The sequence below is a fragment of the Ruegeria sp. E1 genome, from assembly GCF_056534225.1.
Genome location: NZ_JBQFPE010000002.1, coordinates 228,216 through 242,702 on the forward strand (window position 1 = coordinate 228,216; position 14,487 = coordinate 242,702).

Annotated in this window: 11 protein-coding genes; 6 read left to right on the forward strand and 5 right to left on the reverse strand. The window is 55.6% G+C overall.

Translation table 11 applies throughout. From position 1 onward, the window contains the following. Positions 1–14 precede the first annotated feature (14 nt). From ACR0FG_RS02980 to ACR0FG_RS02990, 3 genes are read left to right on the forward strand one after another with little or no spacing between them, the layout of a single operon-like run. The gene (locus ACR0FG_RS02980; RefSeq protein WP_480889921.1) at positions 15–491 is read left to right on the forward strand and encodes a nuclear transport factor 2 family protein; all 477 of its coding nucleotides are present in this window, start codon (positions 15–17) and stop codon (positions 489–491) included. Positions 492–509: 18 nt separating this feature from the next. Further along, entirely contained in the window at positions 510–1,133 is a 624-nt protein-coding gene (locus ACR0FG_RS02985; protein ID WP_480889923.1) for a glutathione S-transferase family protein, read from the forward strand. A gap of 55 nt (positions 1,134–1,188) precedes the next feature. Then, positions 1,189–2,829: an FAD-binding oxidoreductase gene (locus ACR0FG_RS02990; protein WP_480889925.1), complete on the forward strand. Its 1,641-nt coding sequence runs from the start codon at positions 1,189–1,191 to the stop codon at positions 2,827–2,829. Positions 2,830–3,217: 388 nt separating this feature from the next. Here the strand turns inward: ACR0FG_RS02990 and iolG are convergent, their stop codons facing one another. From iolG to ACR0FG_RS03010, 4 genes are all read right to left on the reverse strand, one after another. Continuing rightward, positions 3,218–4,219 carry an inositol 2-dehydrogenase gene (iolG, locus tag ACR0FG_RS02995; RefSeq protein WP_480889926.1) on the reverse strand — a complete coding sequence of 334 codons (1,002 nt, stop codon included), beginning with the start codon at positions 4,217–4,219 and terminating at the stop codon, positions 3,218–3,220. Between the two features lie 159 nt (positions 4,220–4,378). Beyond that, a complete protein-coding gene (locus tag ACR0FG_RS03000; protein WP_480889928.1) occupies positions 4,379–4,603 on the reverse strand; it encodes a hypothetical protein in 225 nt (74 codons plus the stop codon). Positions 4,604–4,635: 32 nt separating this feature from the next. Further along, positions 4,636–5,787, reverse strand: a complete 1,152-nt coding sequence (locus ACR0FG_RS03005) for an aromatic ring-hydroxylating oxygenase subunit alpha (RefSeq protein WP_480889930.1) — start codon at positions 5,785–5,787, stop codon at positions 4,636–4,638. A gap of 96 nt (positions 5,788–5,883) precedes the next feature. Further along, positions 5,884–6,789, reverse strand: a complete 906-nt coding sequence (locus tag ACR0FG_RS03010; protein WP_480889931.1) for a LysR substrate-binding domain-containing protein — start codon at positions 6,787–6,789, stop codon at positions 5,884–5,886. Positions 6,790–7,232: 443 nt separating this feature from the next. Here ACR0FG_RS03010 and ACR0FG_RS03015 point away from each other — a divergent pair, with 443 nt between their 5' ends. The 3 genes from ACR0FG_RS03015 to ACR0FG_RS03025 all read left to right on the forward strand — a co-directional run bounded on the left by ACR0FG_RS03015 (position 7,233) and on the right by ACR0FG_RS03025 (position 12,637). Beyond that, positions 7,233–9,059, forward strand: a complete 1,827-nt coding sequence (locus ACR0FG_RS03015) for a BCCT family transporter (RefSeq protein WP_480889933.1) — start codon at positions 7,233–7,235, stop codon at positions 9,057–9,059. Positions 9,060–9,300: 241 nt separating this feature from the next. Beyond that, complete coding sequence (locus ACR0FG_RS03020) at positions 9,301–10,932, forward strand: bifunctional aspartate transaminase/aspartate 4-decarboxylase (protein ID WP_480889934.1); 1,632 nt, start codon at positions 9,301–9,303, stop codon at positions 10,930–10,932. A 31-nt stretch (positions 10,933–10,963) separates the two neighbouring features. Continuing rightward, positions 10,964–12,637 carry an aspartate:alanine exchanger family transporter gene (locus ACR0FG_RS03025; protein WP_480889937.1) on the forward strand — a complete coding sequence of 558 codons (1,674 nt, stop codon included), beginning with the start codon at positions 10,964–10,966 and terminating at the stop codon, positions 12,635–12,637. Positions 12,638–12,641: 4 nt separating this feature from the next. On the opposite strand, the gene aspT is transcribed toward ACR0FG_RS03025, so the two are convergent. Continuing rightward, positions 12,642–14,342: an aspartate-alanine antiporter gene (gene aspT, locus ACR0FG_RS03030; protein WP_480889939.1), complete on the reverse strand. Its 1,701-nt coding sequence runs from the start codon at positions 14,340–14,342 to the stop codon at positions 12,642–12,644. Positions 14,343–14,487 lie beyond the last annotated feature (145 nt).

The following is a 14,487-nucleotide window of genomic DNA, read 5'->3' on the forward strand; positions in this document are numbered from 1 at the left end:
GAACAGGAAAAATCATGACTTCTGAACAACCCCGCCAACCCGTGCCGCCATTCGATCATGAGTCTGCCGTACTGAAGGTTCGTCTGGCGGAAGATGGCTGGAACAGTCGCGATCCGGCCAAGGTTGCCTTGGCCTATACCCCGGACACGCAATGGCGGAATCGGACCGAGTTTCCCAATGGGCGCACGCAGGTAGCCGAATTTCTGACCCGCAAGTGGAACCGGGAACTGGATTACCGCCTGATCAAAGAGCTATGGGCCTTTTCCGACCGCCGCATCGCGGTGCGATACGCCTATGAATATCACGACCACAGCGGCAACTGGTTTCGCGCCTATGGCAATGAGAATTGGGAGTTTGACGACGACGGCTACATGGCATGTCGCCACGCATCGATCAACGATCTGCCGATTGCGGAAGAAGACCGCAAGTTTCGCTGGCCGTTAGGGCGCCGCCCTGATGACCACCCCGGACTGAGCGATCTTGGCCTTTGACATAATAAGGAAATACCGATGACACCGATAAAACTCTACCGAAACCCGAAATCCGGCCATTGCCACCGGGTCGAGCTGATGCTGGCTCTACTGGACTTGCCTTATGAGACCATCGATCTGGATATGGCCAATGGCGAACACAAGTCCGCAGATTATCTGAAAATCAGCCCGTTTGGTTTGGTGCCTGCGATTGATGACGATGGCTTTACCCTTTCGGATTCCAACGCAACGCTGGTGTATCTGGTACAAACCTATGCCAAGGGAACGCATTGGATGCCCGCAGACCCCAAGACCGCAGCCGAGGTGCAACGCTGGCTGACCGTGGCGGCTGACAATATCTATTCCGGTCCGTGCGCGGCGCGCTTGGTCAAGGTTTTTGGCGCGCCTCTGGATCATGCGGCTGCCATGGTCAAAGCCCATGCCTTGTTCAAGGTCATGGAAGCCCATCTGGAAGACCTAGACTGGTTGGCGGGCGACGCGATCACAATCGCGGATGTCGCGGGCTACAGCTATATCGCTCACGCCCCCGAAGGTGGAGTCGATTTGGCGCCCTATCCGAACCTGCGAGGCTGGCTGAAACAGATCGAGGCGCAGCCGAATTTTGTCGGCATGGCGACCTCACCGATCCCGGAACTCGCCTGAGAATGGCAGTCGGTGCGTAGGTACCGACCCATCTCGACCCTTGGGGAAAAGCATCATGGTACAGAAAATGACGGATGGCCCGTTTCACGCGGGCGAACGCGCCGCACAATTGCGCGCGGGCGTTGGCGACGTTTCAAGCTGGGCCGGTGGATTTATCCGTGATCACATGCCCGAACAACACCGCGCCTTTTACAGCGCGTTGCCGTTTCTGGTCGTTTCTGCGTCAGACCTGTCGGGGCGCACATGGGTCACACTTCTCGATGGGGCCGATGGGTTCATTCGTTCGCCGGACCCGCGCAGCCTGACGCTGGACACAAGGCTGGATCGTGAGGATCCCCTATCCGAGGCGCTGGATTCCGGTGCTGATGCCGGATTTCTCGGCATCGACCTGGCCACGCGCCGCCGCAACCGGTTGAGCGGGTATTTCCGTAAGTCCGCATCCGGATATGTCGTTGATGTGCAGCAGACTTTTGGCAATTGCCCACAATATATCCATGAACGGCAGTGGTACCGTCACACGGCGAACCAAACCGGCCCCGCGCGCCATGCAGATCACCTGAGCGCGGATCAGATTGCGTTCATATCCAACGCCGATACATTGTTTATTGGATCAGGCCATATGCAGGGTGCTGAAACGCCTTCGCGGGGTTTTGATGCGTCCCATCGCGGCGGAGCGCCCGGTTTTGTTCAGGTGGAATCCCCTGGCACGCTGCGGATACCGGATTATGCCGGGAACAACTTTTTCAACACAATCGGCAATCTGATAACGGACTCGAGGATCGGACTTGTCTTTGTCGATTTTGAAAGTGGAAGCCTGCTGCATATCTCGGGCAGGGCGACAATCGACTGGGATCCTCAGAGCCCCAACGACACGGACGCGCGGCGTATGATCGATGTTGCGATTGAGGTAGTCATTGAACGTCCAAACGCCCTGTCATTGCGGTGGAGCCGCTCGGATGCCTTTGCGCAAACCCTGAAAGTCACGCGCCGCGTGGACGAAGCTCAGGGAATCACTTCATTTTATCTGCGCGCTGCAGACGACAAAAAACTTCTTCCCTTCAATGCCGGTCAGCATCTGCCGGTCGAGGTGCAATTGCCTGGTCACTCGGCCCCGTCGCGGCGCAGCTATTCCCTGTCAGGCAGCCCGCACGATTCCAGGGAATATCGGTTGACCATCAAACGTGAGCCGCATGGATTGGTTTCGCGCTATTTGCATGATGATCTGCAGACAGGTGCGTTGATCCAGGCATCGCGCCCATCTGGGGAGTTTGCGATCCCGTCAGGCGCCGCGCCGCTGGTTCTGGTCGGCGCCGGAGTCGGGCTGACGCCGCTTGTTTCGATGTTGCATGAACTGGCGGCGTCGAACTTCCAGCGGGGAATTTTGTTTGTACAGGGGGCCAGAGACGGAACGCATCACGCGATGAGATACGAAGTCGACGACTTGATCGATCAGCTACCAAATGCAACTCGGCGCTTGTTTTACAGCAGGCCCGATGCAGGGGACGTGGCGGGTAGGGACTATGACTTTCAGGGCCGCATTACGGCCGCCAGCCTGCTCGAACTGAACCCAGACCCGCACGCCGTTTTCTTGCTATGCGGCCCGGTGTCTTTTTTGTCGGATATCCGGATGGGTCTCGAAGCTGCGGGTGTACCTGCGCGCAACATTCGGGCCGAAGTGTTCGGGGCCGGTAGCTGAGCGTCCGCCGATGACTATTTGTCCCGCATCTTGATCCATTCCAATTCGCGACGGGGACAAAGCGCCATTTGCGCAGCGGTCCCTTTACGACGTTAAGATAATACATCTCCAACCGGTACGGCGCACATCGCCACGAAGGACCAGCAAGACGTCGTCGTCAGAAATTGCCACTATTTCATCCAGTTGCCCGTCATCTATGCAAACGCGCTGAAGATTAGATCCCGTGGCCGAAGGCTTTAGAGCCTGAACCTGGCATAGCGCCAGCCGCTGTCACCTAGGTGATATCTTGCACTTTGTTGGGTGCGGCAAACGGTTTCGAGCAGGTCGGCCAAGATATTCCCTCACATCGCGTCCAGTGCAGGTTTCGAATTGCCAGCCTATTTGTGTTCTAACGAACTTCGGCCGGATCAATTGCGCGCCCTTCGCGGACAGATTTCAGCGCGGCTTCGGCCAGAACCAGCGCCTGCATTCCGTCGTGCCCGGACGGGGACGGGGCCGACTGATCCCGGATCGAGGCCACGAACGCAGCGATCTCGGCCGCATAGGCATCAGTATAGCGCGTCATAAAGAAATCATGCAGGGGCGGGCGGGTAAAGCCGTCGGCGGTCGCAACCTCAATAGAAACCGGGCGCTGGTTTTCAGCGGAACACGACCCTTTGGACCCAAAGACTTCGATCCGCTGATCGTAACCGTATGTGGCGCGCCGCGAATTTGTGATCGTGCACTGCTTGCCCGAAGGCGTGGTCATTAGAACAGTTGCGGTATCATAGTCCCCATGATCAGCAACCCTCGGGTCGACCAGAACCGACGCGGTGGCCTGAACACTTGCGATTTCCTCACCCAGCAAGAACCGGGCCATATCAAAGTCATGGATCATCATGTCCCGAAAGATACCGCCGGACACATCGATATAGTCGAAAGGTGGAAGGCCCGGATCGCGCGATATGATCGTCATCTGTTCGATTTCGCCCAGCGTGCCGGATTCGACTTGGTGTTTGATTGCCGCAAAATGAGGGTCAAACCGGCGGTTAAAGCCCAACATCAGCTGCGCGCCGCTTTGCTCGACAACCTGTAGGCAAGCCTTGACACGGGGCAGGCTCAGATCGATGGGTTTCTCGCAGAAAATCTTTTTCCCGGCGCGGGCAAAAGTCTCGATCAGATCCGCGTGTGTATTTGTCGGAGTGCAGATGACCACAGCATCAATGGACGTGTCAGCCGCAATGTCTTCGATCGTTTGAACGGCGCAGCCATATTGAACCGCGATAGCGTTAGCCGTTTCGGGAAACGCATCTGTCACTGCAGACAGCACCGCGTTCGGATCGCGCGAGATAGCCTGCGCATGAACTTTGCCAATCCGACCCGCCCCAAGAAGTGCAATGGAAACTGTCATGACCTGCCCCTTTGGATCTGCCCATGCATCACCTGTGCATGAGAATTACCTGAAAATCACCGTGCAACCGGCTGACTGATGTTTTGCAGGTCTTTTGTTCGATTCAAAGCTTAATTGTTGCCAGACAACAACAAATGAGAGTTCGCTGCACCCCGGGGGTTACACTCTACCGTGTTTCGCCAGCATCTGATCAAGCTCATCAGCCTCTGCAGCCCCTGCCTCTAGTGCGAAAACAAAGGCTTGGGTCAGGAAAAAACAGGCCGCATCCGTATCGTCGATCTGTTCGCGATCCTCTGCGGCGCGCATATAAAGACGCACCAACGCGGTCTTGTCCTGCCGGGAATGGGCGACTAGCAATGCCTGATCCAATGCTTTGCGATCCATTCTTGGTCCTCAGGTGCCCAATTGCGTTGCGGTCAGGACCGGCCTTTTTCGACCTGTGAGGCCACCCAATGATGGAAGGTATGGGTTGGGCCATCCATGACAGGCGAGAACCGCCCGCCGTCGAACAATGCGCCGTGGCGGCCCTTTTGCATCCCTTCTACCACAAAGATATCTTCTTCGAACACGACCTTCCATTGTTGCGCGTTCAACGTACGCAGCTTGTCCAAGTCGGGCGTCGCCTGTTCACTTTGGGAATAGTAAAGCTCGATATGTTCGACGGTGTTTTCCTGATCGATTGGTTCGAGAATGATGGCAAAGCTGTGGTCGCGTTGCACGCCAATTAGGACGTTCGGATAGAGCGCGATGTATTCGGCCCCTTCATCCCATTTGTCGCTCAGGCCTTCGAAATCGGGCAGTTTCGCACCATCTTCATCCGTAAGTTGGCGATAGACCAAAGTTCCCTGACCGGAAAAGTGCCCTTGTTTTTCGATGTTATAGTGATCTTCGAGCCGAGAATAGCTGTTGAGGCCCGGATGGACCCACGGAAGGTGATAGCTTTCGCAATAGTTCTCTACGGCGAGTTTCCAGTTGGTTTTGACTTCGAGCTTGAACGAGGACAGCTCTCCTCCGTGAAAGACCGGCTGTTCGAACTCTTTCCATCGTTCCATCAGCGCGCCATGGGCGACTTCAAATTCCGGTGCGTCGCCGCCCACATTCACAAAAATGATGTCCCGCCAGACATATGAGCGAACAGGGACGAGACCCAGCTTATCCCTGTCGATGTCGTCATGTCGGTTCTGGCCGGGCCCTCCGACATGCGGGGTTGCGCGCAACTTGCCTTTCAGATCATAGCACCAGCTGTGATAGGGGCACCGAATGGCGCCTTCGATCTTTTTAGGCGCATCGACCAGAATCATGCCGCGATGACGGCAGGTGTTCTGAAATACACCGATCTCACCGTCCCGGTCCCGGACGACCAGCAGCGGCATACCCAGAAAGTCGACCGGTCTTGCATCCCCCGGTTCGGGAACATCTTTGCCAAACCCTATCCCGGACCAGTTTGCATAAAGAACCGAGTGTTTTTCTTCAGCAAAGATGACTGGATCGATATAGTGCTCGTTCGGCAGGCCGTTGGCGGTGTTCACATCGGCCAGAACAGATGAAAGCACACTATGCTTGTTCATCGGGCTCTCCTGAGATCAAGTTACGCGTTGCGATAGTCTGACCGATATCCGGCTTGTGCCTCAACATCAGTAATGTTCATCGACAGGTGATCTGATCTAATCTGACTGGCCATGCGTTTGCCGGATGATCCAATCCTTCAGCTTTTTTGCATTTTCGGACAGATCTTCATCTGGTCGCCCGACAAGATAGAATTGATTTGGCGCTTTCAGCCTGTGTTCCCCGATCTGGACCAGTTTACCAGAGGCAAGCATTGGCCTGATAAGGCGCTTCCATCCCAGCACCAGACCAGCTCCTTTACGTGCCAGTTGCAAGGCGACAGAATAGCTGTTCACACTACTTTCCGCAGGGATCGGCCCCTCAAATCCAAGTTGTTGAAACCATTCGGGCCAGGTCGTCCAAGTCCGATCCTCGGTATCCAAATGGATCAAGCGTTGGCGGGCCAATGTTTCAATATCCGCCTCCTGCAATCTGACCGCCATTTCCGGTGTGCCTACCGGCACCAGCGTGTCCCGATAAAGTGGTGTATGCGACAGCTTCGCGTCCATATCCCGACCGTAGCGGATGAAAAAGTCGATATCCGGCCGATCTCGAAAGGGGCGATCCTGCGAGATCTGATTGATGTTCAGATCCGGCGTTTCTCGCCAGAACTCGATGATCGAGGACGACAGCCACAACGCCGCCACCGCTGTGGTCGAGCCGACGGTGACCTTGTCGCTTGAGCGGCGGTTTCGAATGGTTTCGAGCGTCTTTGAAATGCGCCCGAATGATACCGACAGTGTCTCATAAAGTGCCTTGCCATCTTCGGTAAGGTCTACACCGCGATGTCGTCGTTGAAAAAGAGCAGTCTGAAGATCTCCTTCCAGTGCCTTGATCTGATGACTGACCGCACCGGGCGTCACCGAAAGCTCATCCGCTGCATTTTTGAAACTCAGATGCCGGGCGGCGGCTTCGAATGCAGAGAGGGTGGTCAGAGGCGGAAGGTTGTAGTGTCGTCTCGACATGATCAGGTCACGAAGGTGTGTTGCTACAGGTTAAATGAACTCAATCAACTATGAAGTTATCTATACCAAAACTCCAGCATTGTTTTGTTTGCACAACCTGCCACGGGTAAAACATGAGGTGGACTCATGGCACGGGGTCGTGAACAGGATTAAATGCGTCGGTTCTGGCGCAACCGTATTTCAATTGCGCCTCTACGTTCACGCCCCAACGACTAGCGTGCCTGTTGTTTCACAGCCCCGGGGCATTGACCCCGTGGCGTGTGTCGGGTGCCCAAACCCGCCCGCAGCGGAAGTTCCATAAGGAAACAGCATATATGCAGGCCGCAAGATACTGGCTTTTCACAGAATACGGACCTCGCTAGAAATGTAAGCAATAGCCACCTGCGTATGACTTCCAGAATGTCTGCAGGATAGAAAATAACACGGCATCACGGAGGAAAATTATGTCGGTCCCTGAACCCTTTACGGATCTCGAGATAGATACGGCGGATGCCGGTTTCTACGAGAACTACAGCGTCCCGATTGCTTTGATCAGCAAGGGCATCATGGTTGCTCTTGTTCTTTGGGCGTTGGTTTTCCCCGCAAATGCCAACAGCACGCTGGGTAGCTGGAACAGCAGATTGCTGGAAAGCTTCAACAGCTTCTACGTGATCATCGTCGGACTTTTCTTTTTCTTCCTGGCTGTCGTCGCAATCATCCCGGCGACCGGCAAGAGGATCATGGGCACCCCGGGCGAGAAGCCCGAGTTCTCGAACTTTTCATGGTTCTCGATGATGTTTGGTGCCGGTCTGGGCGTGGGCCTGATGGTCTTTGCCACGGCCGAACCCTTGGGTCTGTGGGGATCAAATCCGGTGGTGGTTTCCGGCGCGGTTGAGGGCAATTCGCCCGAAGCGCTGCAGTCGGCCTACCGCTTCACCTATCTGCACTACGGCTTCCATGCCTGGGCAATCTATGTTGTGACCGGCCTGTCACTGGCCTACTACGCCTATACACGCGATATGCCGCTGACTATCCGCGCAGCACTGACACCGTTGTTCGGCAAGCTGATGAACGGCTTTCTGGGTCATGTCGTTGACGTGCTGGGTGTGGTTGCCACGATCCTTGGCGTGTCTGTGACCATCGGTTACGGCGTCAGCCAGTTCATCGATGGCCTCTATGCTATTACCGGTATGGAATGGGTCATGAACCTGGGCGGTGAAGTTCCAACCCCCAGCAAGGTCGGTCTGATTTCAGGTTTGCTGGTGATCATGGGTCTGTCAATCATCTCGGCAGTGTCGGGTGTTGGCCGGGGCGTTAAGTACCTGTCGAACCTGAACCTGGTGTTGTCGATCATCCTGCTGGGCACATTTGTGATCTTCGGCTCGTTCGTCTTTGCCATGACGACCTATGGCACGGCGATGGTTGATTACATCATCCACTTTATCTCGCTGAGCTTTGGTGCCTATGGCCCGCTGTCGGCCGAGACCTTTGCGGCGGCTCTGCCTGCCGAGGCACAGGCGCATGCAGACGCCCTTATGGGCGGCGCGACCAACGCGTGGGGCAGCTTTGACGGCTTCAAAAGCGGTCTGGAAGGCGCAGCAGCAGAACTGGACGAAGCGACTCTAGCCGCGGCTTATGCTGCGGGTGAGCAGGGGCGTCAGTTCGGCTGGCAAGCCGGCTGGACCACGTTCTACTGGGCTTGGTGGATCGCGTTCTCGCCCTTCGTGGGCCTGTTCCTGGCGCGTATCTCGAAGGGTCGTTCGGTGCGTGAATTCATCCTGGGCTGTGTGTTCGCACCGGCACTGGTGTGCTTTGCATGGATGACTGTTCTGGGTGGCACAGCGATTGATCTGGAACTTGCAGGTGCCGCCGAAGGTGCAATCATCGGCGCATCGAACACCAACAAGCTGTTCGTGACACTTTCCTACATGATCGATGGTGGCCTGCTGTCGATGCTGAACGTGATGTGCGTGATCCTGATCATGACCTTCCTGGTGACTTCGGCAGACTCGGGTATTCTGGTGATGAACACCATCATGTCCGGTGGCAGCCAGGAAACCGGCATCAAGCACCGCATCATCTGGGGTGTGATTCTGACGGCTGTGATCGGTGCGCTGATCCTAGCTGCAGGTGAGAACAACCCGATGGATGCACTGCGCAACGCGATGATCATCGGAGCACTTCCGTTTACCGTCGTCATGGGTCTGATGATGGTTGCTCTGGCCAAGGCACTATATCGCGACAGCCAGCGCGACAAACATGGCACGACCCAGACGCAAGCCGCTGAATAAGCCGCAACTGTGTTAAACATTATCCAGCGCCATCTGTAATGATGGCGCTGGATTTTTTTGTTCTCCGACATTTCCAGACCGGCCTTCATGCCCACAACCCGAGGCATCCAGCGATGTGGATGGACTCGGCGATGCATCTGAAAAATTTCAAACCGTCCCACCTCTGCCGTTTACAGACGCGTCGTTCTCTTTTTACTATTCGTCTGAATTTTCAAATTTTTTTAACTATGGGTGCGCAGCTATGTCCGAGACGATCGACCTCCACAAATTCGAGAACCTGAGCCCATTTCAGATCAAGGACGAACTGATTAAGCTGGCGCAAAAAGAGGCGCACAGGACAACCCTGCCATATCTGAACGCGGGGCGGGGAAATCCGAACTGGATCGCCACAAAGGCCCGAGAGGCGTTCTTTTTGCTTGGCCAGTTCGCGATGACCGAAGCACAGCGGCATCGCAATGAACCACAGGTTGGATTGGCCGGAATGCCGCAGGGACCGGGGTGCTATGAAAGGCTCAAGGCATATTGCGCTGAATCCGAGGGCAGAAATGGCCCACCGGGCGCGGATACGCTGGCGTCAGCGGTGGATTTTGCCATTCAGAAATTTGGCTTTACCGCTGATGACTTTGTTCTGGAACTGACTGACGGGGTGATCGGGGATCACTATCCGATGCCCGACCGGTGCCTGAAACATAACGAAGCAATCGTACATGAATATATCATGTGGGCGATGTGCGCAGGTCACCGGCCTGATGCTAAATTTGACATCTACACGGTCGAAGGTGGCACTGCAGCGATGTGCTATATTTTCAAGGCACTCAAGAACCAGCGACTGCTGAATGCGGGCGATACGATTGCGCTTGGTACGCCGATTTTCACCCCCTACCTGGAAATGCCGCTACTTGAAGATTACGCCCTGAACGTGGTGGATGTGTCGTCTGAGGAGGAAGACAATTTCCAACTGACCGATGACGATCTTGAACAGTTGGCCGATCCCAAGGTCAAGGCGCTGTTCCTGGTCAATCCCGGCAACCCGTCGTCGGTCGCGATCAGCCCCGAAGTCATGTCGCGGCTGGTCGAGTTTGTCAAAACGCGCCGTCCGGACCTGATCATCCTGACAGATGACGTCTATGGCACCTTTGTACCAAACTTTCAGTCAGTGATGGGGCACCTACCCGAGAACACCATCGGCGTTTATTCCTACTCCAAATATTTCGGCTGCACCGGATGGCGCTTGGGGGCCATTCTGGTGGCCGAAAACAACATCTTCGACAAGATGATCGCTGACGCGCCCGAGGCGACCAAAGCCGCTGTCAACGCGCGTTACGAGGCCCTGACGCCCGACCCGAATGCATTCAAGTTCATCGACCGGATTGTTGCTGACAGCCGTGACGTTGCGTTGAACCACACAGCGGGCCTGTCTGTTCCGCAACAGGTGATGATGACACTGTTCTCGTTGGTCGAGATGATGGACGAAGATAAGAAATATCAAACCTTCTGCTGGGGTATCCTGAAGCATCGTTTTGACGAACTGGTCGAAGGCCTGGGTGTCGAAGTGGCCGACAATCCCTTATTCGACCGCTATTATGGCATCATCGATTTTGAGTTCTGGCTGCGGAAATATGTCGGTGAGGACGTTGTCGAATGGATCAAGGAAAACGTCCATCCGCTTGATATATCGTTCAAGCTGGCACAGGATCACGGGATTGTTTTGCTGAACGGCTCGGGCTTTGATGCGCCGAACTGGTCAGCGAGGGTGTCCTTTGCAAACCTTGACGACAGTGCCTATCGCCAGATCGGGCGCGCTGTTCGGGCGGTTGCGACCGGTTACGTGCAGGCCTATCGCGCCTCGAAGGGTCTGCCATTGCACGGGTGACAATGGATGGCAATGAGAACGGGCGACTTGCATGGGAATGATAAGCGCAATCTTTGACGCACATCCTGAACTTGCCCTGTTTTGCAGTCTCGCCATGGGGTACGCGGTTGGCAAGATCACCATTGGCTCTTTCAAGGTAGGGTCCGTTGCGGGTTGCTTGCTGGCCGGCGTTGTGGTCGGGCAGACAGGGGTTGTTGTATCCGATGACCTCAAGCAGGCGTTCTTTTTGTTGTTCCTTTTCTCAATCGGCTATCGTACAGGTCCGCAGTTCTTTCGGTCGCTGAACCGCAGCGCGTTACCGCAGATTGGTATCACCATCTTATTGTGTGTTGTCGCACTTATTGCCGCAGTGCTTTTGGCCCCGCTGATGAAACTGTCGGTCGGCGTTGCCGCCGGGTTGCTGGCTGGCGGGGTCACGGAAAGCGCAACGCTGGGCGTGGCGATTGATGCCTTTGCGAAAACCGGTACAGATCCCGGTGCGCAACAGGTCTTCGAAGCGGAAATCGCAACAGGCTTTGCCGTCGCTTATTTCGTCGGCGTTATCGCCACGATCTTTTTCCACACGCAATTGGCCCCAAGGTTCTACGGCCGATCGCTCAAGGAAGCTTGCGCTGAATATGAGGCCGAACTTGATGATGAGGAGCAGCCGACCGTCCCCGGACACCGCGATTTTGAAGCGCGCGCTTATCGTATCAACCCGGATTTTGAGGGTCATACGGTCGCCGAGCTTGAAGCCCGCGTCCCGCCCCATGTCCGTGCCTTTTTTGATCGGATACGGCGGGGCGACAAGATATTGCCCACCACTCGGAATATGGTCTTGCGGCGGGATGATATTGCCGCCATCGCGGGTTTACGCTCGTACCTGATCGATCATGCACATGTTCTGGGCGACGAGATCGAGGACCCGGAACTGCTCGACCTGCCGGTCGAAACCAGCGATATCGTTGTCACCAACAGCGAGGTGGTCAACCAGTCTCTAGGCGCGCTGGCCCAGTATCCGCAGGCGCGTACCGTGTTCATACGTGGACTTATGCGCAGCGGCGAGCGGCTGCCGGTTTTTCGCGGCGTGACCCTTCACAAGGGCGATGTTCTGACCGTCGCAGGAACCCGCAGCCATCTTGAGGATGCCGCCGCCTGGCTGGGATATCTCGACCGCGAGACAAATGAAACCGATATGGTTTTTGTTGCGTTCTTTATTCTCTTGGGCGGCTTGATCGGCATTCCTGCCTTGAAATACGGTGCGCTGGAACTTGGGCTTGGCACCTCGGTCGGTGTGCTATTGGGCGGGCTGGTTGCGGGTTGGCTACGGTCGGTCCGCCGAACCTTTGGCTTTGTTCCCGAAGCAACGCTTTGGATTTTTGACTCGGTGGGGCTGTGTGTCTTTGTCGCTTGCGTCGGTATCACGTCAGGAACCAGCTTTGTTGCAGGTGTTGTCGAAAGCGGCCCCTCTCTGATCATCGGGTCAGTGATCATAGTGCTGGCGGCACACGGAACCGCCATTTTTGTCGGGCACAGAGTATTTGGGATCAACGAAGGGATATTGGCGGGAACCTGCTGCGGGGCAGGAACCTCGGCACCTGGTCTGGCTGCCGTTCAGGAAGCTGCGCAAAGCCAGGTTCCCACGTTGGGTTATGGTCTGGGTTATGCGGTAGGTAACGTTCTACTGGCCCTATGGGGTTCGGTCATTGTTTTTTTGCTGATCTAGACCATCAAGGCACGAAGGCCACAACCAATGGTCCCCAAAGCGTCAGGAAGATATTTGCCACAGCATAGGTCATTGTAAACGCTGGCGTGGGCGTCGAATTCCCCGCTTTTTCCAACAGAGTTGCAAAGCCTGGATTTCCCGATCTTGATCCTGTTACAACCGCACAAGCCTCGATGGGGTTACGGATGCGCAAAGCGACGTAGTTGATGGGAAACTGCACGATCATCGGCATCAGCGTGACAACAACACCCAGCAGCAGCAGTGTTATCCCGTATTCCTGGATTGCTTGCAGCGCAGGCTGACCGGCGTTCAGCCCGACAACGCCGACAAAGACCGCAAGCCCAAAACTCTGCAGGAAATTGGCCGCACCGCGATTAATACCACCGATTTTGGGGCGACGAATACGCAGGTATCCGATAATCAAGCCCGTCACCAAACAGCCCAGCCCCGAACCAAGCGCGACTTTGGTGCCGGCGATCACAAAGCTGATCTCGCCAATCAGATATCCGACCGCGACACCGATCCCTAAGGCGATGAAATTTGTTACAGAGGCTGAGGGCGGCACATATCCGGCCAGCTTGGCAACTCGGTTGAGGTCATCCTTGTGACCAACGATGCTAACCTCGTCTCCTGCGTGGATTTCGGTATCCTGCAGCACCGGAACATCATGCCCCATGCGCGTGATCTTCGAGATATGCACGCCGTGACGTTGATCCGCCGTTAGTGCCTCGCGCAGCTTACCCAACGTTTTTCCGGTCAGCGCACGATTGGTGACAACCACGTTCCGGCGCTCTTCCACAATGGTCAGGGCAGGCGGGTATTCTCCCACCTCGTTACCGGCAGATTTTTCAAATTTCGACAGCGCGCCGACAAGGCCCGAGACCACGATCACGTCATCGGCTGCGATTACGGTATCTGGTGCGGTGTCCATCGGGGTGCGATCGCGCATCAGTTTCTCGACCAGAATATCACTGTCATAGCCGCTTTCAATTTCAGTGACAGATTTCCCGACAACAGCGGCGCCAGCTTGCACATGATAAGCGCGCGCATCAAAACGATTCATCGGCAGGAATTCACCTTCCTCAAGCGTCCGCCCGCCGCCGCTGAGTTTTTGCGCCAGCTTGACCGCTTCTTGCCGCAGATCCCAGCGCATGATGATCGGAATGATGCTGACCGCCAGAATGGGGCCGATCGAACCGAAGATGTAGGTGACGGAATATCCGACAGCGATGTTCGTTTTCAGCTTTTCGGCCTCGTCTGCCGTAAGGCCAAGCAGATCAATAGCGTTTCCAGCGGTCCCGATGATCGCGGATTGGGTTAGCCCGCCCGCGGCCAAACCCGCTGCCAACCCCTTGTCCAGACCCGCCCAGGTGGCCACGGCGATCACGAAGAACAATCCCCAAAGGGTCATCATGAATGCGGCTAGCAATTTGGTCAGCGCCGTTCGGTTCAGAGCGGCAAAGAACTGCGGCCCTCCGTTATAGCCAACCATGAAGATGAACAGTGAAAAAAAGACATTCTGCACATCCGTGCTGAGGTTGATGCCGCCGATCTGACCCACAAAAACAGCGACCAGAAGAGTTCCGGCAATGCCGCCTAGTTCGAACTTGCCAACCTTGAATTTACCGACGCCGTATCCAAGACCCAGACACAGAAAAAGTGCCATGATCGGGTAGGTTCTGAGCTGCTCTGCAATCAATTCCATCAGATGGTCCCCAGGCAATAAACCGGTGTTACAGCGCGTTCAATGCGCGTTTCAGATCTCTGATAATACTTGAAAAATTGGATCTAGCGCTGCGCTGAAAACAGGTAAGCATTCGGTCGCGACTATGTCAATTCAGGCCGTGTGA

What these genes read in the sequence shown, in the direction of transcription:
- ACR0FG_RS02990 (WP_480889925.1), top strand. Translation starts at nt 1,189, where the DNA reads ATGGTACAGAAAATGACGGATGGCCCGTTTCACGCGGGCGAACGCGCC.
- ACR0FG_RS03020 (WP_480889934.1), top strand. Translation starts at nt 9,301, where the DNA reads ATGTCCGAGACGATCGACCTCCACAAATTCGAGAACCTGAGCCCATTT.
- ACR0FG_RS03015 (WP_480889933.1), top strand. Translation starts at nt 7,233, where the DNA reads ATGTCGGTCCCTGAACCCTTTACGGATCTCGAGATAGATACGGCGGAT.
- iolG (WP_480889926.1), bottom strand. Translation starts at nt 4,219, where the DNA reads ATGACAGTTTCCATTGCACTTCTTGGGGCGGGTCGGATTGGCAAAGTT.
- ACR0FG_RS03010 (WP_480889931.1), bottom strand. Translation starts at nt 6,789, where the DNA reads ATGTCGAGACGACACTACAACCTTCCGCCTCTGACCACCCTCTCTGCA.
- ACR0FG_RS03005 (WP_480889930.1), bottom strand. Translation starts at nt 5,787, where the DNA reads ATGAACAAGCATAGTGTGCTTTCATCTGTTCTGGCCGATGTGAACACC.
- ACR0FG_RS03025 (WP_480889937.1), top strand. Translation starts at nt 10,964, where the DNA reads ATGGGAATGATAAGCGCAATCTTTGACGCACATCCTGAACTTGCCCTG.
- ACR0FG_RS03000 (WP_480889928.1), bottom strand. Translation starts at nt 4,603, where the DNA reads ATGGATCGCAAAGCATTGGATCAGGCATTGCTAGTCGCCCATTCCCGG.
- ACR0FG_RS02985 (WP_480889923.1), top strand. Translation starts at nt 510, where the DNA reads ATGACACCGATAAAACTCTACCGAAACCCGAAATCCGGCCATTGCCAC.
- aspT (WP_480889939.1), bottom strand. Translation starts at nt 14,342, where the DNA reads ATGGAATTGATTGCAGAGCAGCTCAGAACCTACCCGATCATGGCACTT.
- ACR0FG_RS02980 (WP_480889921.1), top strand. Translation starts at nt 15, where the DNA reads ATGACTTCTGAACAACCCCGCCAACCCGTGCCGCCATTCGATCATGAG.